Source organism: Ammoniphilus soli, from assembly GCF_040813775.1.
Genome location: NZ_JBEGDL010000015.1, coordinates 66,993 through 87,654 on the forward strand (window position 1 = coordinate 66,993; position 20,662 = coordinate 87,654).

At 45.9% G+C, this 20,662-nt stretch carries 19 protein-coding genes and 1 pseudogene; 19 read left to right on the top strand and 1 reads right to left on the bottom strand.

Annotation, left to right across the window (positions count from 1 at the left end; genetic code table 11):
- Positions 1–4 precede the first annotated feature (4 nt).
- The 18 genes and pseudogenes from accC (at position 5) to fumC (ending at position 19,185) form a co-directional block, all read left to right on the top strand.
- The gene (accC, locus tag ABLT31_RS24150) at positions 5–1,360 is read left to right on the top strand and encodes an acetyl-CoA carboxylase biotin carboxylase subunit (protein WP_367756564.1); all 1,356 of its coding nucleotides are present in this window, start codon (positions 5–7) and stop codon (positions 1,358–1,360) included.
- Positions 1,361–1,364: 4 nt separating this feature from the next.
- Positions 1,365–1,727: pseudogene (locus tag ABLT31_RS24155) on the top strand (glutamate dehydrogenase); the annotation flags it as partial.
- 178 nt (positions 1,728–1,905) lie between these two features.
- Positions 1,906–2,586 (top strand): DNA-binding response regulator, encoded by a 681-nt coding sequence (locus tag ABLT31_RS24160; protein WP_367756566.1) that lies wholly within the window; start codon positions 1,906–1,908, stop codon positions 2,584–2,586.
- Between the two features lie 429 nt (positions 2,587–3,015).
- Entirely contained in the window at positions 3,016–4,488 is a 1,473-nt protein-coding gene (locus ABLT31_RS24165; RefSeq protein ID WP_367756568.1) for an NAD-dependent malic enzyme, read from the top strand.
- Positions 4,489–4,505: 17 nt separating this feature from the next.
- A complete protein-coding gene (citD, locus tag ABLT31_RS24170; RefSeq protein ID WP_367756570.1) occupies positions 4,506–4,778 on the top strand; it encodes a citrate lyase acyl carrier protein in 273 nt (90 codons plus the stop codon).
- 12 nt (positions 4,779–4,790) lie between these two features.
- Positions 4,791–5,684 carry an aldolase/citrate lyase family protein gene (locus ABLT31_RS24175; RefSeq protein WP_367756572.1) on the top strand — a complete coding sequence of 298 codons (894 nt, stop codon included), beginning with the start codon at positions 4,791–4,793 and terminating at the stop codon, positions 5,682–5,684.
- Positions 5,678–7,225 carry a citrate lyase subunit alpha gene (gene citF / locus ABLT31_RS24180; protein ID WP_367756574.1) on the top strand — a complete coding sequence of 516 codons (1,548 nt, stop codon included), beginning with the start codon at positions 5,678–5,680 and terminating at the stop codon, positions 7,223–7,225. Before ABLT31_RS24175 ends, citF begins: the two co-directional genes overlap by 7 nt.
- 30 nt (positions 7,226–7,255) lie before the next feature.
- Positions 7,256–8,122, top strand: a complete 867-nt coding sequence (locus ABLT31_RS24185) for a GNAT family N-acetyltransferase (RefSeq protein ID WP_367756576.1) — start codon at positions 7,256–7,258, stop codon at positions 8,120–8,122.
- 11 nt (positions 8,123–8,133) lie between these two features.
- Positions 8,134–9,564, top strand: a complete 1,431-nt coding sequence (gene citG / locus ABLT31_RS24190; protein ID WP_367756578.1) for a triphosphoribosyl-dephospho-CoA synthase CitG — start codon at positions 8,134–8,136, stop codon at positions 9,562–9,564.
- A gap of 478 nt (positions 9,565–10,042) precedes the next feature.
- Positions 10,043–10,402 carry a sensor histidine kinase gene (locus ABLT31_RS24195; RefSeq protein WP_367756580.1) on the top strand — a complete coding sequence of 120 codons (360 nt, stop codon included), beginning with the start codon at positions 10,043–10,045 and terminating at the stop codon, positions 10,400–10,402.
- Positions 10,395–11,117 (top strand): response regulator, encoded by a 723-nt coding sequence (locus ABLT31_RS24200; RefSeq protein WP_367756582.1) that lies wholly within the window; start codon positions 10,395–10,397, stop codon positions 11,115–11,117. The genes ABLT31_RS24195 and ABLT31_RS24200 overlap by 8 nt, the downstream gene beginning before the upstream one ends.
- Positions 11,118–11,313: 196 nt before the next feature.
- Positions 11,314–11,574: an HPr family phosphocarrier protein gene (locus ABLT31_RS24205; RefSeq protein WP_367756584.1), complete on the top strand. Its 261-nt coding sequence runs from the start codon at positions 11,314–11,316 to the stop codon at positions 11,572–11,574.
- A gap of 109 nt (positions 11,575–11,683) precedes the next feature.
- Positions 11,684–13,276 carry an ATP-binding protein gene (locus ABLT31_RS24210; RefSeq protein ID WP_462976531.1) on the top strand — a complete coding sequence of 531 codons (1,593 nt, stop codon included), beginning with the start codon at positions 11,684–11,686 and terminating at the stop codon, positions 13,274–13,276.
- 178 nt (positions 13,277–13,454) lie between these two features.
- Positions 13,455–14,516, top strand: a complete 1,062-nt coding sequence (locus tag ABLT31_RS24215; protein WP_367756588.1) for a tripartite tricarboxylate transporter substrate binding protein — start codon at positions 13,455–13,457, stop codon at positions 14,514–14,516.
- Between the two features lie 234 nt (positions 14,517–14,750).
- A complete protein-coding gene (locus ABLT31_RS24220; RefSeq protein ID WP_367756590.1) occupies positions 14,751–15,542 on the top strand; it encodes a class I SAM-dependent methyltransferase in 792 nt (263 codons plus the stop codon).
- Between the two features lie 15 nt (positions 15,543–15,557).
- A complete protein-coding gene (locus ABLT31_RS24225; protein WP_367756592.1) occupies positions 15,558–16,013 on the top strand; it encodes a tripartite tricarboxylate transporter TctB family protein in 456 nt (151 codons plus the stop codon).
- Between the two features lie 15 nt (positions 16,014–16,028).
- On the top strand, positions 16,029–17,555 hold the full coding sequence (locus tag ABLT31_RS24230; protein ID WP_367756594.1) for a tripartite tricarboxylate transporter permease: 1,527 nt from the start codon (positions 16,029–16,031) through the stop codon (positions 17,553–17,555).
- 241 nt (positions 17,556–17,796) lie between these two features.
- On the top strand, positions 17,797–19,185 hold the full coding sequence (fumC, locus tag ABLT31_RS24235; RefSeq protein WP_367756596.1) for a class II fumarate hydratase: 1,389 nt from the start codon (positions 17,797–17,799) through the stop codon (positions 19,183–19,185).
- 5 nt (positions 19,186–19,190) lie between these two features.
- Here the strand turns inward: fumC and ABLT31_RS24240 are convergent, their stop codons facing one another.
- A complete protein-coding gene (locus tag ABLT31_RS24240) occupies positions 19,191–19,436 on the bottom strand; it encodes a hypothetical protein (RefSeq protein ID WP_367756598.1) in 246 nt (81 codons plus the stop codon).
- A 208-nt stretch (positions 19,437–19,644) separates the two neighbouring features.
- On the opposite strand from ABLT31_RS24240, the gene hprK reads away from it, so the two are divergent.
- Positions 19,645–20,577 (top strand): HPr(Ser) kinase/phosphatase, encoded by a 933-nt coding sequence (gene hprK / locus ABLT31_RS24245; protein ID WP_367756600.1) that lies wholly within the window; start codon positions 19,645–19,647, stop codon positions 20,575–20,577.
- Positions 20,578–20,662 lie beyond the last annotated feature (85 nt).

Sequence of the window (20,662 nt, forward strand, 5' to 3'; positions counted from 1 at the left end):
AGAGATGTTTAAAAAAGTGCTGATTGCCAATCGGGGAGAAATCGCAGTTCGCATTATTAGAGCTTGCCGCGAAATGGGAATTGCAACTGTAGCGGTGTATTCAGAAGCGGATCGACAGGCATTGCACGTCAAATTGGCGGATGAAGCCTATTGCATTGGACCTGTCGCCTCTAAGAACAGTTACTTGAACATAACCAATTTAATGAGTGTAGCAACTCTTACCGGAGCGGATGCCATTCATCCGGGATATGGATTTCTCGCTGAAAATGCCGATTTTGCGGAAATTTGCGCTGCCTGTGATATTAAGTTCATTGGACCGGATGCTGAAGCTATCCAAAAAATGGGCGCGAAAGCTGTGGCTAGAGAAACGATGAAAAAAGCTGGGGTTCCGACGGTTCCCGGTACGGAGGGGCTCATCGAAGATCTTGGGGATTCCGTCATGGTGGCCCGGGATATTGGATATCCCGTCATCGTGAAGGCTACAGCAGGCGGTGGCGGAAAAGGGATGAGAGTAGCAAGGGATGAAGAGGAGTTAGTCAAATCCATCCGCCAGGCCCAAAAGGAAGCGGAAACGGCTTTTGGCAATTCAGGAGTTTATTTGGAGAAATATTTGGAAGAGCCGAGGCATGTGGAGATTCAAATTATGGCAGATAAGCATGGCAATGTGGCATACCTTGGTGAACGGGATTGCTCCATTCAGCGGCGCCACCAGAAGCTGGTGGAGGAAGCCCCATCTCCTGCGCTTGATCAGGAACTAAGGGAACAAATGGGTCTTGCGGCCATAAAGGCAGCTCAGGCTGTTCATTATCACGGGGCAGGAACGGTGGAGTTTCTGTTGGATAAACACGGTGAATTCTATTTTATGGAGATGAATACGCGAATCCAAGTGGAACACCCCGTTACGGAATTGATTACGGGTATTGACCTTATAAAAGAACAGATTGCTGTGGCTGCGGGTTACCCTCTATCTTTCAGTCAAGAAGATGTAAAAATAAATGGTTGGGCGATAGAATGCAGGATTAATGCAGAAAATCCGGATAGGAATTTCATGCCATCGCCAGGCAGGGTGGAAATGTATCTTCCCCCGGGGGGATTCGGCGTAAGGATTGACAGTGCGGTTTATCCCGGATACGAGATTTCCCCTTTCTATGATTCCATGGTGGCAAAGGTGATTGTGTGGGGGAAGGACCGGCAGGATGCCATTCAGAGAATGAAGCGAGCGCTAGGCGAATTCGTTATTGAGGGCATATCCACAACGATTCCATTTCATCAGCGATTGCTGGAGCATGAGAAGTTTATAGATGGAGATTTTAATACGAAATTCCTGGAAAATTACAATGTATTAGAGGGGAAGAAGTAAAACGATCGAAAATCAAATTACTGAAGCCAATGCATCAGATATTAAGGCAAGGATTGTAGTTGAGGCCGCAAATGGACCGACTACCTTAAAGGCAACCGAAATCTTGACTCAGAGAGGCATTTTAATTGTCCCTGATGTATTAGCCAGCGCTGGCGGTGTGGTTGTTTCCTATTTTGAATGGGTTCAGAACAATCAGGGATATTATTGGACGGAAGAGGAAGTCAACGAAAAATTAGAGAAAATTCTAGCTGCCTCTTTCAACCATGTCTATGAAACTTCTGTAGAAAAGCAAGTAGACATGAGATTAGCCGCATACATTGTGGGACTGAAAAAAGATCAAGCTGTTATTTGGAGAGGATGGGTATAGTTCGATAATGAAGGAGGAAGGGTCGCATCGAACATTTTGACGTCATGATTGTTGGTGAGCGGTGAATGACGAGGGTGTCTCAAAAGTTAGCTTTTGGGTCACCCTCCCTTTTGCTAGAATAGGAGGAGAGTCCCCAAAAGAAGGACTTATCTTTTCTTTACATGTGAGGAGGAATCAAATGAATTTTGAAGAACACTATTCAAGCTTTTTGAAGGACCATCAAACAGCCCGAAAAGGGGAAGGTCTCCGAAGGTTAAAAGAAGGACATGCACCTGCGGAGATGATGTTTTTAAAGAAGGTATGGTGGCCGGTTTTTCGCCATTTCCATCACCTGCACCCAGAATATGAGGTTGATGATTTCAAAGATGGGAAAAGGTATTTAGATTTTGCGTATATCCGCCATGGCATAAAAATCTGCTTTGAAGTGGACGGCTATGGTCCTCACTTGAAGAACATTAGTCGCTGGCAGTTTTCGGATCAACTCGAGCGGCAGAACCAGCTGGTGATTGACGGATGGATAGTCTTACGCTTTTCTTACGATCAAATCACAGAGAATCCCCGCCGCTGCCAGCAAGCAATCCAACAGCTCATAGGTAAAATGTTTGGAGACGAACTCTCCCACTTCTCACTTTCCTATCTAGAAAAAGAAGTCATTCGTTATGCTTTGAAAAAAGGCGACGTGATTACACCCGGGGAAATTGGAAGTCTATTAAATCTGAGCTATAAACCGGTGAAAAGGATCTTATTGGAGTTGAGTCAAAAAGGCATGATTCACCCGACCCCAGGAAAACAGAGAGTTCACTTCTACCGGTTGGACGAAGGGGTGAAAAGTCCATTTTTCCATTCCCGTGTGGAATAAGTGGAAAATCGCCACTTAAAATCAAAATCAAGCTAGAAAAAGTCAATATAATGGGAAAAGTTCCACCTAATTCAGTTTTAGCCCCTCATTTTGGTCGTTTCCCGTCCAGTAGTGGTCGTTTTTCCACCTACACGTAAGAAAAAATCATGATCTGGAGTTTTAGTTGGCGAATCTCCACTTATTGCAACCCCAACCACCTTTGCCTCGCAAATCTGCCGACCTCCCACGCACCCTAAGACATTGCTGTCCCCAAAAACTCGGTTCCTTAAGGGACAGCCTTTCGCATCTGTGAATTTTATGAACAAAATGATTCTAATGAAATTTAACGAATTTATTCCAATATACTTCAAATTTTGTATTTTCAAGTAGTATTATGAACTACGAACAATATAAACGATTGACTAAGGGAAACGGAAAGGTGGAGTATTCATGTCCATACCAGTTGGAGCAAGCATGCATATCATCATTCGAATTCAATTCGAGAAGGATCAGGCTTCTTTTGGCGAGATTGCCGAAGTGATCAGTCAAGCTGGAGGGGACATTGTCGGGATCGATGTGATTTCATCGAGCAAGACCCATACGGTTCGTGATATCACGATTAATGCGATAGATACCAAGCATGGGGATTCGATTGCCGAAAGTTTAAAGAGTATCCAGGGTGTGAAGATTTTGAATGTGTCTGATCGCACCTTTCTTATGCATATTGGCGGAAAAATCGAAATGGCTTCCAAAGTGCCTGTTAAAAATCGGGATGATTTATCAAGGGTCTATACACCGCATGTGGCTAGGGTATGCACGGCCATCGCTGAAGATCCGGAGAAGGCTTATTCCTTAACGATTAAGCGCAACACGGTGGCGGTGGTCTCCGATGGAACAGCGGTATTGGGTCTCGGAGATATCGGGCCAAGCGCTGCCATGCCGGTGATGGAAGGGAAAGCGATGCTGTTTAAGCAGTTTGCAGGTGTAGATGCTTTTCCGGTTTGCTTGGATACCCAAGATACGGAAGAAATTATAAAAATAATCAAGGCGATCGCACCTGCTTTTGGAGGAATCAATCTAGAAGATATTTCATCTCCGAGGTGCTTCGAAATCGAAGAGCGGCTGAAAAAAGAGCTCGACATTCCGGTTTTTCATGATGACCAGCATGGAACAGCGGTAGTCTTGCTAGCCGGGCTGTTGAATGCGCTTAAGATTGTAGGTAAAGAGCTGAAGGATATCAAGGTCGTATTAAGCGGAATCGGGGCAGCGGGTATTGCTTGCACGAAAATGCTATTGGCTGCCGGAGTGCGTCATATCATTGGCGTTGACCGCCACGGTGCGATTAACCGACTCAAAGATTACGAAAATCCGCATTGGAAAGCTTATGCTCAAATCACCAATCCTTATAATGCAACTGGAAGCTTATCAGACGTTATCGAGGATGCGGATGTATTTATTGGGGTTTCCGCACCGGGAATCCTCAAGGTGGAGGATGTCAAGAAAATGGCCAAAGACCCGATTGTATTTGCTATGGCCAATCCTGTTCCGGAGATTGACCCGGAATTGGCAGAGCCTTACGTTCGGGTGATGGCGACAGGAAGATCTGACTTTCCTAACCAGATTAACAATGTCCTATGCTTCCCTGGAATTTTCCGCGGGGCGCTGGATTGCCGGGCGAAGGAAATTAATGAAGAAATGAAGCTGGCTGCAGCCCAGGCCATTGCATCGGTGGTCACCGATGAGGAGTTGAGCGAAACCTATATCATTCCTAGTGTATTTAACGATAAAGTGGTGGAAAAAGTGCGGGAGGCCGTTGTACAAGCTGCTTATAAAACAGGGGTGGCCCGCAAGCAAGCTTTGCCAACGGGAGAGCATGCTCAAGATCAGCATATGGACTTAGAACTAGGGTTGGTTGAGGTCTAAAAAGGGGGACAAATTGGATGGTTACGCAGCTTAAGCCAGCCCAAGCGGGAACGGTTGAGTCGTCGGACATTTTAATCCTGCTGGCTCCCGCAGAACCTGGAACCGGAATCCGGATTGAATTGATCAGTCCCACTATGCAGCAATATGGGGAACACATCAAAGTGCTTATCACCGAGACTCTCCGTTATCACGGCATAGAAGACGCGACTGTTCACGCTAATGACAAAGGAGCATTGGATTATACCATTCAGGCCCGCGTAAGAACAGCTATTTCGCGGGCAGTCAGCTAAGGAGAGAACAAAATGGAACATTTACGCCGAGCGATGCTTTTCGCGCCGGGAAACCATCCTGCCATGCTGCAAAATGCGGGGATCTACGGAGCAGATACGCTCATATTTGATCTGGAGGATGCCGTTTCCATTCCAGAGAAGGATAGTGCGCGCTACTTAGTTCATAACGCCATCAAATATCTGGAGTATCCGTGCGAAGTCGCGGTTCGGATCAACCATATCAGCACGCCGTGGGGATATGATGATTTAGAAATCATCTTGGCGGCCAAGCCCGATCTGATCCGTCTGCCGAAGGGAGAAACGGCGGAGGATATCAAAATCGTGGATGACATCATTAGCCAAGCAGAAGCGAAACATGGCTTTGAGCCGGGTACGATCAAAATGATGGCGGCAATTGAAAATCCGAAAGGGTTGAGAAATGCATACGAGATCGCAACGGCAAGCCCAAGGATGGTGGCGCTGGCCATCGGAGGAGAAGACTTTGTCACTTCGCTTAAAGGCTGGAAGACCAAAGGCGGCTTGGAATTGTTCGTGGCTCGTACCGAATTGCTTTATGCAGCGAGGGAAGCGGGAATTTGCGCAATAGATTCCGTATTCTCTGATGTCAGGGATGATGAAACCTTCATAGCTGAAACCACGCTCATCAAAGAGCTGGGCTTTGATGGGAAATCGGTGGTGAACCCAAGACAGATTGAATTGGTTCACGAGATCTTTACGCCTACATTAGAAGAAGTCAGGAATGCGAAAAAAGTGCTCGCTGCTTATCAGGAAGGGCTTGAACGAAAATCTGGCGTAATTTCCATGAATGGAAAAATGGTGGATGCTCCCATGATTGTCAGAGCAGAGCGGATATTGGCCTATGCTTCTGCTGTAGGGGCTTATCAGGGGGAGGAAGCAACATGCTAAAAAACGCAGCAGGCAGATCCGTACCGGAATTCCTGAACGGATACAAGAAAGTAACACCATATCAAGGGCCCTTTGCCACTCAGCCAACCGGCCGCGTGGTTGGACCGAAGGTCGCGTCTTTTGATCCGTCAGCCAAGAAACTTCTACAGTCATTGGATGAGGCCATTGAAGCAACCGGGTTGAAGGGCGGAATGACCATTTCCTTTCACCACGCTTTGCGAAATGGGGATTCCGTCATCAATATGGTTGTCGGCGCTATTGCCCGCAAGGGGATTCGAGGGCTTACCCTTGCCCCCAGCTCGTTTTTAGATGTGAACGATGAACTTGTTCCTTTCATCGAGCAAGGGGTCATCACCAGGGTTGAAACAAGCGGAGCCAGGGGGAAGCTGGGGGAATACCTGACGCTGCACGGCCTGGAACAAAAGCCTGTGATTATCCGTTCCCATGGGGGCAGGGTACGGGCCATTGAATCTGGAGAGCTGCATATAGATGTGGCCTTCATTGCTGCGCCAACCTGCGATAGGTTTGGGAACATCAATGGAGTGGAGGGTCCCTCCGCCTGCGGATCCATGGGATATGCTATGGTCGATGCCAAATACGCAGATAAAGTCGTGGCGATTACCGACCACCTCGTGGATCATCCGATTTGTCCGGTGAGCATTCCCCAAACCCAGGTTGATTTTATCGTAGAAGTAGACCAAATCGGGGACCCGAAGGGGATTTCTTCCGGATCGTTGCGGATTACCACGAACCCTAGGAATCTGCGCATTGGGCAAATGGCAGCCAGAGTCATGGAGTATTCGGGTTACTTTCAAGATGGTTTTGGGATGCAATTAGGTTCAGGTGCGGCAGCAGGAGCGGCGGGGAGATATTTGAAAGAGAAAATGCTGGAACAGAAAATCTCGGCAAGCTTCGGCATTGGCGGGATCACCGGCCCGTTTGTCGATTTGCTGGAGGAAGGCCTGATTCGTACCGTTTTTGACGTTCAGAGCTTTGATGGTAAGGCGATTGAGTCCATAAGGAAAAATCCTTGGCACCAGGAAATGGATGCAGGCTTCTATGCCAATCCGCATAACTGCGGTCCTATTGTCAATCAGCTTGATTTTGTCGTCCTTTCCGCCACAGAGGTTGATGTGAATTTCAACGTGAACGTAATTACCGATTCGAATGGCATTATCATGGGAGCGGCGGGAGGACATCCGGATGCTTCAGCCGGATCGAAATGCACCATTATCGTTGCACCATTGCTGAGAGGACGTTTGCCGATGGTGACGGAGGCCGTGCAAACGATTGTAACGCCGGGTGAAACCGTCGATGTCATCGTTACGGAAAGAGGAGTCGCGGTCAATCCCAAGCGAGAGGACCTGATGGAACATCTGAAAGGGTCAGGTCTGCCCCTCATGACGATCCATGAACTCCGGAATTTGGCTTATGAATTGGCAGGGAAGCCGCAGCCTATAGCGCTAACGGATGAAATTGTCGGGATCGTGGAGTACCGGGATGGAACCGTGATGGATGTCATTCGGAAACCAATGTACTAAATAAGGCTGCCAACGAAAAGGATGGGACATATGCTTAGCGGGATTGAAACGCAAATCGTAAATCTGAAGGATGGACATCAGTTCAGGGAGGTCCAAGCCTTTCTGGGGCGATTCGGTTTAACGTTTGATCAAGGTGTTGAGTACACGCTGACCTTTCTTCGTGACGGGAGAATCATCGGAACGGGATCTTTTACGGGGGAGGTCTTGCACAATATCGCCGTGGATCAGGCTATGCAAGGGCAGGGGCTAGTTTCTGCCATTGTCTCGGAGTTAATACAGGAATTGGCTCGAAGAGGCAGATTTCACTATTTTATATTTACGAAGCCATGTCTTTCCCGCGTTTTCGAAAAGTTAGGGTTTGTGGAGATTGCGTGCGCTGAACCTTATGTTTCCTTGCTGGAAACCGGGATCGGATCCGTATCCGTCTACTGTGATCAAATAGAAAAGCGAATGGCCTATCTAGAGGGAGAGCGTGCAGCTGTTGTCTTGAACGAGAATTTTCTTGCTGAAGGGAATCGGATTGTCGAGCAAGCGTCTGAAGAACATGATGCCGTTATAGTTTTTGTCAGTGACGGACTAAGATTAGCAAGGGAGAAGTATGCTTATCTAAACAATGTCATGGTTTTTTCGGCAGATAAATACACGGTTTCTTCTGAAGTATTCCCAACTTATTTCATTCGCAGGGAAGATCAGCTGATTTCTCGAACGCGTCTTGATGCCATGCTGTTTGCGACTCAAATTGCGCCAAGACTAGATATCAAAACCCGTTATGTTGCAGATCCAACTTGTTCAGTTACCTCCGCTTATAACCAAGCTATGCAGGAGATCTTGCCGGTCTATGGCATCGACGTTCGAATCATTAAGCCGGCAGAACAGAACCTCATCTCTATTGGGTAGGAGAGGCAAAAATGCAGACATTCCAATACAGCTACGTTAAAATTGAAGACATTTTGGAGGCAAAAGAAAAACGCACTCAGATCCAGCGGGAACTTCGGAGTTTGTATTATTCCCCTGTAGTCAGTATTTCGGTAAATATGCCTGGAAAGGTGAAATACACGAATGACACCGTTGATCTTATCTATAGCGCATTAGTCAAAATGCGTGAGTATGCGAGAAAGGCAGGATGTACGCTTCTCGAAGAACGGATTTTTCATGCGCCTACTGGTCCTGTTGCGATGATCGCTATGAAAGGCGATGCGCATGTCATCAAAGGATTGGCCATGTCAATAGAAGAAGAGCATTCGTACAGCAGGCTGCTGGACATCGATGTATTTGATCAGGAGGGGAGACAGATCAACCGCGCTAATCAGGGGTTAAAGGAGCGAGCCTGCATGGTTTGCTCCCAACCCGCCGTGATGTGCATCCGATCCCAGTCTCATACTCCGGAGGAAGTTTTGTCAATGGCCATGGGTTATATGAATAAGTTTAAAGCGGAGCAGACCAACATTTGGCCTGCTCCTGTTATCATGATAGGGAATCTGGCGTTAGAAGCCATCCTCATGGAGGCCACCTGCAGCCCTGCACCAGGGCTTGTCGATCGTTTTCATTCCGGTGCTCATGAAGATATGGACTTCTTTACGTTTATCACGAGCAGCAGTGCGATTAATGTAGCCATGTATCGTTGTGCCATGGCAGGGTGGATGCATAAAGGAGAACCGCGGGATCTGCTGAATGTTCTTCGCCCGATTGGAAGAGAGGCTGAAGCCTCCATGTTTAAGGCTACGAAGGGCGTCAACACCCATAAGGGGATGATTTTCTTAGTGGGTATCCTGTCGGCTGCGGCCTCTTTGGCCATTCGGAAACATGTGGCAACACTAACCAGCCAGACGGTAATAGCTGAAGTAATGGCCCTTTGTGATGGCATCGTGGAACGGGAACTAGCTAGTTTACAGAAAAAGCATCCGGAGAGGGATTTAACGGCAGGTGAGCGTTATTATTTGGAATACGGAGTGACCGGGATCCGCGGGGAAATGGAAGATGGGCTCCAGAGTGTTCAGGCGAAGGGGCTGCCTCGCTTGAGAGAAGCGCTGAGCGAAGGACTCTCGGTCAATGACGCCTTAATTCATGCGCTGATAGGGATCATGACCGCCTCCCAAGACACAACAATTTTAAACCGGCATGACATGGACACCCTTTATCGGGTCCAAGCGGAAGCAGCGTCCATTATGGCTGATGGAGGGATGCTTACTCCCCTAGGCCGGAGGCGCGTAAAGGAATTGGACGAAACCTATTCCAGGAGCGGGATCAGCCCGGGAGGAGCGGCCGATCTGCTGGCTGCTACGTACTTTTTGCATCGGATAGAAGAAGATTCTTTATCCTGGTCCATACAGACGACATAATGGGAAAAGCTCCACCTATTTTAAAAATGGAGAAAAATAAGAAGGCGATAGTTGGAAAAAAGCCACTTATCACTGATAAAACGGTCCAAAACGGAGTCATTATCGTGATTAGTTGGCAAATTTCCAACAATTTCATATAAAATCTCATAAAAATTAATCGTAAGTGGAGATATTCCATTTATTTCATTGGCTCCATCCAAATCAAGAAAGCCCTTGAAGATCCCAGCCGCCCAGCCGGGATCCCAAGGGCTTTATATTTTTATAGAGAAATCACTCCCCAAAATATAGCTTCAATGGTCATGACAATAGTAGTTGCAAACGCCCATTTTATGGCATATCGCTGCAGCTCGCCAAAATCGGAACCTGATAAAGTCATATATTATCGATCAAATATACTCATATGGTTTTTATGAAAAAAAATATAAATATGACTCTTATCGAATTTATCGTCGTAATCTGTTAAAATAGTATTTCGCCAATGATTGATTCCAAGTCTATCGTTACGATTTTGGGGAATATTATCGATAATGCCATGGATGCGGCAAGAGAAAAACAAGGCTTAAAGCAGAGGTTAAAATCTCCTTTCACTGATCTGGGCAGGGATATTGTCTTTGATGTTGAAGATAATGGTGCAGGGGTGCCTAAAGAATCGGAGAATCTTATCTTCATGGAAGGCTTTTCGACAAAAAATAAGGAAAACCGCGGGTTGGGTTTAAATATTGTGAAAAACACGCTAGCTCTGTTGGACGGGCACATTTATATCGGGGAAAGCCATTTAGGCGGAGCGAGATTCACGATTGCTATACCGAAAGGGCAGGAGGGAATGAACCATGTCTGATGAATCCATAACAGTGATGATCGTCGAAGATGACGAAGTTGCAGCAAAAATATATGAACAATTCACCCATAAACTGGAAGGTTTTCGCGTCATTGCAACGGCAAGTTCAGGCCAGCAAGCCATGGAACTGTTGAAGGTCTTTACCCCCAACTTGATCTTGCTTGATATTTTCTTGCCGGATATGAATGGAATCGAATTGGTTTGGGAGGTTAGAAAAAATCATCGAGTTATCGATGTGATCCCGATTACAGCAGCCAATGATGCGGATACGGTAAGTGAGGCTATACGCGGAGGGGCATTCGGTTATATCATTAAGCCCATTATGATCGATAAATTTTTATCCACCTTGGAGCAGTATGCCAATTCAAGAGATCACCTGCGAAAAAATAAGATTATGGACCAGAATGAAGTGGATTTGTTTTTTGGAAAAGGCGACAAAACGTTGATAAAAAAAGAGGAAGCAAATAGAAAAGAGGGCGGAGAAGCCAACCGGCTTCCCAAAGGAATCGATAAGCATACCCTAAAATTGGTCCGTGAAAAAATGAAGGAAGAGACGGGGAGCGTAAATGCGGATCAATTGGCCCAAGTGATTGGGATAAGCCATTCCACTGTTCGCAGGTATTTGGAGTTTATGGTATCGAATCATGAATTAGAAGTGGAGATTGTATACGGAACGGTTGGCCGTCCGGAAAGAAGATATCGATTTGTACATTAAGAAGGATAAGAAATAGATTGTTTATGAAATTTATTAACTTAATATTGATTAATCGTGCTGTTATCTGATACTTTATAGATAAAGAGTTATATGAACTCTATAAAACTAGAAAATGACAACGGATTAAACATGAGGGACAGGGATGAAAACCTTGTTTTACATTTAATAAAAAGAAATTTACAGGGAGGGGAAGCCAATGGCTCTTCAAAAAGCAACGGTTAATTTGAAAAATGGATTGCAGGCCCGAGCTGCTGCATCTTTTGTTCAGCAGGCCAATCGTTATGCAGCAGATGTTTTCATTGAAATGAAAAATTGTAAGGTTAGCGCAAAAAGCATTATGGGAATTATGAGTTTAGCCCTAGGAATGGGATCGGAAATTGCCATTTCAGCAGTAGGCCCAGACGCCGATGAGGCTGTAAATAATCTCAAATCGATAGTAGAAAAGGAAGCGGTATAAATCAAATTGACACTCCAATTGAAACTGGAGTGTTTTTTTTATTTACTAGCCACATAAACTGCGTTATTCTACTTAAAAACGTATCCTGGGGAGAAGGAGATCCATGTTCTTGCCACTAAGAAAGATCCGGATGAAACTGCTTACGCAGATCGTTTTGTTGATTACGATTGTTGTGCTGATCAGTATGTTTCTTGTAAACGCTCTTTTTACATTTATGATTGAAAACATAATAGAGAAGAATTTGGGCCAACAGGCGATGATGGTGGCAAAGCTAGCGGCGGAAAATGAGGATATAATTCAAGGGTTTGAGGACCAGGATCCGCCAAGGGTAATACAACCGATTGCAGAGAGGATTCGGGAAGTAACAGGGGCCAGTTATGTGGTGATCGGAAATCGGGAGGGGATCCGTTATTCGCACCCTAATCGATCCTATATCGGTAAACGGATGGGAACAAGCAATGAAGCTGTTTTTATAGAACGCGAATCGATTATTTATGAAGGCGTAGGGATTTCCGGCCCGGCGATTAAAGCGAAGACCCCGATATGGAATGCTAAGGGACAACTGATCGGCGTATCCTCTGTCGGCTTTTTATTGTACGACTTTGAAAGAAGGGTCACCGAGTATAAAGCAAGAATTATCGCTCTTTCTATCCTGCTCCTTTTGATTGGAGTAGTGGGTGCGATCCTTATTGCCCGACGCGTAAAAAAGCTGATTTTTGGTTTAGAGCCAGAGGAAATTTCCTTTATTTTTAAAGAAAAGGAAGCTACGCTAGAATCGATTCGGGATGCCATTGTCGCGGTTAACATGGAACACAAGGTCACTTCGATGAATAAAAGGGCACGGGAGCTGTTCCAGGGGGATCAGTTGGCGATCGGCGGAACCATTCCCAATGAACGTGTTCAGGATATGCTGAAGGAAGTGATTCAAAAGAAGGAAGGCCAAATCAATCAGAACATGATTTTGGGGCATCAGCAGTATGTGTTGGACTTCGCGCCGATTCTTGAGCAGAACGAGGTGAAAGGGGTGGTCTTGACCATACGTACGGTGTCTGAAATCGAGCAACTGACGGATGAAGTGTCAAAAATCAAATCTTTTTCCGATAACATGCGAGCCCAGAACCATGAATACCTCAACAAATTGAACACGATTTATGGCCTGTTGGCCTTGAAGCAGTATGATAAAGCGATGGATATGATATCAGGAGAAGTTAAAGAACGGCAGGATATGATCGAGTTTTTGATGTCATCGGTGAAAGATCCGCTAATTGCAGCTTGTCTGTTGGGGAAGCTCAACCGTTCTAAGGAGTTAAAGGTCTCTTTGGAAATCGATCAAGAAAGTCATTTAGTGGGGGTGCCGCAGTCGATCGATTCGAAGGTGCTGGTTACCATCCTAGGAAATCTGATTGACAATGCGATGGAAGCGGCGAAGGAAAAGCAGGGGATGAATGCAGTAGTGAAGGTTTCATTCACGGACTTGGGACTGGATCTCCTCTTTGATGTGGAAGACAACGGGACAGGAGTGCCGGAAGTGTGGGAGGATTCCATCTTTGTAGAGGGATTCTCGACGAAAAGCGGCGAAAACCGTGGGTTAGGGTTAGCTATTGTGAAAAATTCACTCGCCTTGCTGAACGGGCAAATTTATATTGCAAAAAGTCATTTGGGCGGAGCCAGATTTACGATTGCCATACCGAAAGGGAAGTAGAACACTCCAAAGGGAACTTGGAGTGTTTTTTTGTTTTGACCCCGTGAAAAAAATGAAAAAAATACACTTAATGCATTTTATCCTAATTAATTGAGTAAACTATCCATTCTTAATTTTCGGTGTTAACATGATCAATAAGAAAGCGATATCAGAAAACGTTTTTAAAGGGGGATAAAAAATGGTAAATCAAACAAGATGGAAAAAATGGACAACGATATTTTTAAGCGGTGCCCTAGCTCTTAGCTTAACAGCATGCGGCGGTGTGAGCCAACCGGCAGGAAATGAAAGCGAAACCAATGCCAATGCCAAGACGGAAACGGCGTCAGCTTATCCGGAAAAGCCCATTTTGATTACGGCACCTTCTGGCGCAGGGGGTGGTTTGGACTTAACGGCGAGAGCGTTAACCAAGACCTTGACGGATACCAAATTAGTGTCCGAGACCATGACGGTGGAAAATAAACCGGGCGGAGGCCAAGCGGTAGGTTTAGCGGACTTTGCAACGAAAGATCCTAAAGATCCTTATCGACTTTATTTGCCTTCGGTTCCTTTAATCATTAACAACTTGAAAAAGGAAGGGAATAGCCCGTATTCCTATAAGGATTTGACTCCATTAGCCCAGTTGACTAAAGACTATGGCGCGATCGTGGTAAAAGCCGATTCGAAATATCAGGACCTGAATGCTTTATTTGAAGATATGAAAGCTAATCCTGAGAAGATTACCTTTGCCGGCGGATCAGCCCCTGGTTCACAGGACCATTTAGTAGCCATGCTTCCGGCAGTCAAAGCGGGAGTAGATCCCAAGAAAATTAAGTTTGTGTCCTATGATGGCGGCGGTGAAACGATGACCGCACTACTAGGCGGAAATGCGGATGTGATCGCGACTGATATTTCCGGTACAGGTGAATATTTGAAGGCGGGAAAAGTGCGAGTGCTAGGGATTTCCGCATCCGAGAGATTAGGCGGCGATTTTAAAGACATCCCTACGTATAAAGAGCAGGGCATTGAGGCAGAATTCACGATCTGGCGCGGTCTCTTCGGTCCGAAGGAAATGCCTGCGGATGCCGTGAAGTATTGGGAAGAACAGCTGAAAGCCATGTCCGAAACGGAAGAGTGGAATAACGCATTGAAGGCCAACGGATGGGAAAATGGATTTAAAAGCGGGGAGGAGTTCAAGAAATTCCTTGAGGAACAAGAAGCTTTGATTCAAGAAATTCTAGTTTCACTGGATATGGCGAAATAATAGGACTGGCAGTTGATAGGTACTCTAAGGTTCAATTTTCAGCAGCCTGGATGATAACGGGAGTTTCTCTGACTATTCATTAGTTTAGATTAAAAAAGTGAAAAATAAGCGGAGTTTTTCCGGTTAAACCCCAAAAAACATGGATTTTGTCAGTGTTTTAAAGAGATAACCGGACTTTCTCCTGTTATCTCCCCCTATCCTAAATTCTAAGCAAACTTATATTCGGAGGTTACCATGGACAATCAACAGATTAAAGCCAAAGTACAGGATCAATTCGGGAAAAACGCTGAAAAATATGTGGCCAGCGAATCCCATGCGAAAGCCAATGACCTTTCAGAAATGATTGATTGGCTAAGCCCTGAATCGAACCATGTGGCATTGGATATTGCGACAGGCGGAGGGCATGTGACTAAGGCGCTATCCCCTCAAGTCGGTCAAGTGTTTTCGACAGACTTAACTCTTCCGATGCTGGAAGCGGCAAAGAGACACTTGGATTCAACCTGCAAAAACGTATTTTATGTCCAAGCGGATTCAGAATCCTTGCCTTTTCTGGAGGAAACGTTTGATATCGTGGTCTGCCGCATTGCAGCCCATCACTTTCCGAATCCGGAGCGGTTCGTTCGCGAAGTGGGGCGCGTGTTAAAGCCAGGTGGGCGGTTTTTGCTCATTGATAATGTGGCACCGGAGCAGGATGGCTTGGATGTTTATATGAATCAGCTTGAAAAGCTAAGAGATGAGAGCCATGTCCGATGCTATACCACGTTAGAGTGGAAGCAATGGTTTGTACAGGCCAACCTCCAGTATGAGCGAGCTGTTCTTCGCAAGAAAACGCATAACTTCCCGGTATGGGTTCGCCGTACCACAGAAACGGAGGAGCAGGTTCGCCGAGTCGAGGAACATATCTTGGCAGGCAGTCAAGATATGCAATCGTATTTTTCCGTCACCGTAGAAGAGGGCGAGATCAAGTCACTGCAAATCGATGAGTGGATGGTCATGCTGCAAAAAGTGCAAAAAGGCAAGGAATAGCGAGGTGGGCATCATATGAGCCAGAGGTTTGACCGGTATTCAAGTCTTGTCTTTTTTATCATCGGGATGGGATTTGTGTACGAAAGCGGAAGGATTTCCACAAGTGCCTATGGCAGCAGTGTAGGTCCGGATATTTTTCCGAAGATGTTGGGAATCATTCTTATCCTATTAAGTGTCCGTCTGTTTTACGAAACCAAGTTTTATTCGACGGTAAAAGCGAAGGCGCAGGCTTTGGATTATAAGAAATTTATCATTATCCTTGTTTCTGCTGTCCTTTACGGATTATTATTGGAGCCGCTGGGGTATGTGCTGACCACGTTCATCTTTTTGGCCATTGGGTTTCAAACGATGGAAAAAGGCGGTTGGTGGAAAACGCTGCTCATCTCCGGCGGATTCTCTTACGGCATCTATTATTTATTTGTTGAAGTATTGGAAGGTTCCTTGCCAGGGTTTCCTGTATGGTTCAACTAGGAGGTGATCGACGACATGGACACGCTTCAATATCTTGTGAATGGATTTTCCATCGCGTTACAGTGGCATAACTTAGCCTTTGCGTTTTTTGGCGTATTAATTGGTACGGCCGTCGGCGTCCTGCCAGGCATCGGACCGATGAGTGGGGTGGCCTTGCTGATCCCGGTGACCTCCACCTTAACCTCGGGACTATCTCCTGAGTCGGCGGCAACCAGTTCGATTATCCTGCTTGCCGGAGTTTACTACGGAGCAATGTACGGTGGTTCGACCACTTCGATTCTTTTGAACACGCCTGGAGAATCTTCTTCCGTGGTTACTGCGCTCGATGGCTATCAAATGGCCAAGCAAGGCAGGGCAGGGGCAGCGTTGTCGATCGCGGCCATTGGCTCTTTCTTTGCCGGAATTGTGGCGATTGTGGGATTGGTTCTTCTCGCCGAGCCGTTATCGGATTTAGCTTTGTCGTTTGGGCCTGCCGAGTATTTTTCCCTGATGCTTCTAGGTTTGTGTGCTGTCAGCGGACTAGCGGGAAAATCGATGACCAAAGCTCTCATCATGACCCTCTCCGGATTGCTGTTAGCGACGATCGGAATGGATAATGTGTCTGGCGTAGCCCGCTTTACCTATGATATTCCCGTGTTGTATTCCGGATTGGAGTTCTTGACGATTGCCGTGGGTTTATTTGCCCTTGGCGAAGTGTTTAAGACCATACTGGAAAAAGAAACAAATGAAGGTGAGGTAGCGAAGGTAGGACGGATTCTCCCGACGAAGCAAGATATGAAAGACAGTGCAGCCCCGATTGTACGCGGATCTTTTCTTGGATTTTTCATCGGCATCCTTCCGGGAGCGGGAGCCACATTGGCCTCTTTCTTCTCTTATATAATGGAAAAGAAATTAAGCAAGAATCCAAGCAAATTTGGCCAAGGGGCCATTGAAGGGGTAGCTTCCCCTGAATCAGCGAATAATGCAGCTTCTGGTGGAGCGATGATCCCGCTATTGACATTGGGGATTCCAGGCTCCGGGACGACCGCGATCCTAATGGGTGCTCTCATCATGTACAATATTCAGCCCGGTCCGCTGCTCTTTACCGATCATCCGGATGTGGCCTGGGGGCTAATCGCGAGTATGTTCCTTGGAAATGCCATGCTCTTGGCCCTGAATATGCCTTTAGTAAAAGTATTTGCTAAAATTATCGAAACGCCGCCTAAGTATTTATTGCCCATTATCATCGCGATTTCTATTTTCGGGGTTTATGCGGTTCAGTTTACCACCTTTGACCTCATGCTGCTGATTGGGTGCGGTGTAGTAGGATATTTCTTAACCAAAAACGACTTTCCGGTCGCCCCGTTGGTTTTAGGATTAGTCTTAGGGCCGATGATCGAAAATAACCTGCGCAGAGCCCTGACTACATCGAATGGAGATTTCATGATCTTCCTGCAGAAGCCGATGTCGCTTGCCTTCCTGATCGTGGCGGCATTGTGGATGATTATTCCATTGATGCTAAAAATGCGAGGCAAGAATGTCATTATTAATGAAGAAGCTTAAGAAGACCTTGGGATAAGGTCTTCTTTTTCTGTTTCACCGCACAGTGAATTTTAATTACGATGCTTAATAAATACTCTATTAAGTGAAGAAATTTTCAAACAGGGCATCGCACCATAGGTGATGCTCTTTTTTTTTGAATAACATTGACATTTTTATCCAAGTATAAATAGGACGATTTAGTAATATTTTACAAAAGGCACATGCAGATGTTAACGGGTTTAGTGTGAAAGGAGGAATATCCATGGATTATCGGATCGAAAGGGACTCGCTGGGAGAGATCAAGGTGCCGGCTGATAAGCATTGGGGAGCCCAAACCCAGCGGAGCACAGAGAACTTTAAGATTGGTACCGAAAAGATGCCGATCGAGGTGATCAGAGCTTTTGCCATTCTAAAGAAAAGTGCCGCATTGGCGAATCAGAAGATAGGAAAGCTGCCATCTCCTAAAGCGGAAGCGATTGTCCAAGCGGCAGAGGAGATTTTGGAGGGGAAATGGGATGAGCATTTTCCTCTTGTGGTTTGGCAGACCGGAAGCGGGACCCAGTCGAATATGAATGTCAATGAAGTAATTGCCCATCGCGGGAATGAATGGCTAGAGCAAAAAGGGGTCATTGAACGAATCCACCCCAATGATGATGTGAATAAATCGCAAAGCTCCAACGACACGTTCCCCACAGCCATGCATATTGCAGGTGTTCTGGCTATCGAAAACCAGGTGCTGCCGGCTTTAGTTCAACTAAAAGAAACGCTTCACAAAAAAATGGATGAATTTAAGGATATTATTAAAATTGGACGCACCCATTTGCAGGATGCCACCCCTTTGACGCTAGGGCAGGAGGTCAGCGGCTGGCATGGGATGATGGAAAAAAGCAAGAACATGCTCAGCGATAGCGCGGAAAGAATGAAGGAGCTGGCTATCGGAGGTACAGCTGTCGGAACGGGCATCAATGCCCACCCGCAATTCGGCAGCATAGTGGCGGAGCAAATCAGCTCCTTAACGGGAAAGAAATTTGTTTCTGCACCCAATAAATTTCATGCGCTGACGAGCCATGACGAGATCGTATTCGTTCATGGGGCGCTTAAAGCACTTGCTGCGGATCTCATGAAAATCGCGAATGATGTCAGATGGTTGGCTAGCGGTCCACGAAGCGGAATCGGGGAAATTAACATTCCTGCTAACGAGCCGGGCAGCTCGATTATGCCGGGAAAGGTGAACCCTACGCAAAGCGAAGCTTTAACGATGGTGGCCTGTCAGGTGATGGGTAACGACGCGGTGATCGGGTTTGCGGCCAGTCAAGGAAATTTTCAGCTTAATGTCTTTAAGCCTGTGATTATCTATAATTTTCTTCAGTCCTGTCGATTGCTTTCCGACGCGATGCTTTCTTTCAATGACCGCTGCATAGCCGATCTTCAACCCAATTTGGAAGTCATCGGTCGCAACCTTGAGAGATCGCTCATGCTGGTTACAGCCTTGAATCCGCATATCGGTTATGATAATGCAGCTAAGATCGCAAAACTGGCGCACCAGGAAGGGATAACCTTGAAAGAAGCGGCGTTGAAACTGAATTTGCTCACGGAAGAGCAGTTTGATTCCATCGTTAGACCAGAAGAGATGATTCGACCGAAGGCCTAACGGGTTTAGATTGCTTTACTAATGATGTCTTCCTGTTGAGCCAGCAACTCTTTGGAACGAAGCCGAATCACTTCGAGAGAAATGGTGTGCAGTAAGCTTTCGTAATTTAATAAAGATAAACTTACGCTGCTTTGGAAGGAGGTATGGACACTATAAACTATACACTGAGCTTCCTGATTTTTAAGCAAAACATCTTTAAAGAATGGATATTCACATCGTTGAAAGGCTTCATTTATATTTCCGATAGTCACAGCACTCACACTCCATTTGATTGTTAAGTCCATAATAACACTGTTAACGGCTTATTAATGTGAGAAATGTCACACTGCATGAAAGTGATCGAGGATATCGATCACTTTTTATTTGTCCGTTTTTAGAACGTTAACAGGTGGAGATGACTTTTTAATTTTTATTCAGTATAATTCAATTTTAAAAGGCTATCAGGACGGTGAATGGAAAGTGAAAAGCATTACAGTTGAAAAATTGGTACGGAAGTTTTCAATGATAGTATTGGCTGGTGAAGATCAGCTGCAGAAAACGATCACGCAATCAAGAGTGCATCGTCCGGGTCTTGAGTTTGTTGGTCATTTTGATTTTTTTCCAGGGGAGCGCATTCAAGTCCTGGGAAGAAAAGAAGTGAACTATCTGCACAAGTTAAGTAAAGAGGAGCGTAAAATCCGCATCGGCAATGTCGTGCAATATCAGCCACCGTGTTTTATCGTTACAGCCGGCGAAGAGGGGCTTACCTATTTAACTCAACATTGTATAGAACAGGGAATCCCTTTATTGGTCACCAACAAAGTGGAGACGACTTCCGAATTCATTACGAAATTGGATGCCTACTTGGTTAAAGAATTAGCGCCTGAAATTGCTGTGCATGGAGTTTGCGTGAATGTGTCGGGGCTGGGGATTCTGCTTCGAGGCAGCTCGGGAGTAGGGAAAAGCGAGACGGCACATACCTTGATTCGTCGGGGACACCGGCTCGTGGCGGATGATATCGTTGTCCTAAAGAAGCTAAGTCCGCAAACCCTTCTGGGCACACATGATGAAAAGACAAAGGAATTTTTGGCTCTCCGCAGTATCGGGCTGTTGAATGTGGTTCGCTTATATGGAAGAAGGGCCTTTCAGGATGAAACCCGAATTGCTCTGGATATTAAATTAATGAAATGGCAAAAAGATGCTTTGAATAATGAACTGGAACAAGAACCAAAATATATTGAATATATGGGTGTTAAGATTCCTTCCCTTGAAATTCAGCTCCAGCCTGGACGAGATGTCGCAGGATTAATTGAAGTGGCTGCCAATAACTGGTTTTTGAGGCAGGAAGGATACAGCGCGGCAGAGGAGTTTATGAGCAGAATTGAAGCTTTTTCGAGAACCAATACGGAATAGTTTAGTACCGTGCATTTGAATTTTCAGGAGCCATTCGGCTCCTGTTCCTCTAATGGGAGTTCGTCGCCAATCGTAGAGTGGGTTT